This window comes from Pseudarthrobacter sp. HLT1-3, assembly GCF_059383535.1.
Genome location: NZ_JBWZCJ010000068.1, coordinates 1 through 1107 on the forward strand (window position 1 = coordinate 1; position 1107 = coordinate 1107).

The 1107-nt window shown below is 68.4% G+C and carries 1 protein-coding gene; it reads left to right on the forward strand.

From position 1 onward, the window contains the following. Positions 1–21: 21 nt before the first annotated feature. The coding region (locus AC50X9_RS21230) for an MBL fold metallo-hydrolase (protein WP_494897069.1) at positions 22–1107 on the forward strand (1086 nt) is incomplete at its 3' end.

Genomic DNA, 1107 nt, shown 5'->3' on the forward strand with positions numbered 1-1107 from the left:
CCTCTTAACGAAGGAGAGCACATGCTTCTGGAACGCATTTACGACGAGGACCTCGCCCAGGCGAGCTATTTGATTGGCTGCCAGGCGAAAGGTGAGGCCGTGGTGGTGGACGGCCGCCGTGACATCGCGGTGTACCAGGCGTTGGCGGAGAAGAACGGCATGAAGATCGTGGCGGTCACCGAGACCCACATCCACGCCGACTACCTCTCCGGCACCCGTGAGCTGGCCGCCGCGACCGGCGCCACGATCTACGTCTCGGGCGAGGGCGGACCGGACTGGCAGTACGGCTTCGACGGCGAACGGCTGTTCGACGGCGACAAGATCACCCTGGGCAACATCAGCATCCAGGCCGTGCACACCCCGGGCCACACCCCGGAACACCTGTCCTTCCTGGTCACCGACGGTGCGTTCAGCGACCACCCCGGCTACCTGCTCTCCGGCGACTTCGTCTTCTCCGGGGACCTGGGCCGGCCGGACCTGCTGGATGAAGCGGCCGGCGGGATCGACACCCGCTTCGCCGGGGCGAAGCAGCTCTTCGCCAGCCTGCGCGATAAGTTCCTGACCCTGCCGGACTATGTCCAGGTCCACCCGGCGCACGGCGCCGGCAGTGCCTGCGGCAAAGCCCTGGGCGCGATCCCGTCCTCCACGGTCGGCTACGAGCGGCTCTACGCCTGGTGGGCCCCCTACCTGGCGGCCAACGACGAGCAGGGCTTCGTTGATGAACTCCTCGACGGCCAGCCCGACGCCCACGCCTACTTCGGCCGGATGAAGCGCGAGAACCGGGAAGGCCCGGCGGTGATGGGCGAACGCGCCCCGCTGCAGGAACTGGACCCCGCCGCCGTCGCGAAGGATCTCGCCGCGGACACGGTGACCTTCATCGACACCCGCCCCAACGACCAGGTCCACCAGGGCACCGTGACCGGCTCGCTGAACGTACCGGCCGGCAAGTCCGTCGCCAGCTTCGGCGCCTGGGTCGTGAACCCGGAAACCGACAAGAACCCGCTCGTGCTGCTGGCTCCGGACCAGGAAGCCGCGCAGGACATGTGGGACCACCTGGTCCGCGTCGGCATCGACACGGTCGCCGGCTACGTCACCGGCTTCGAGGGC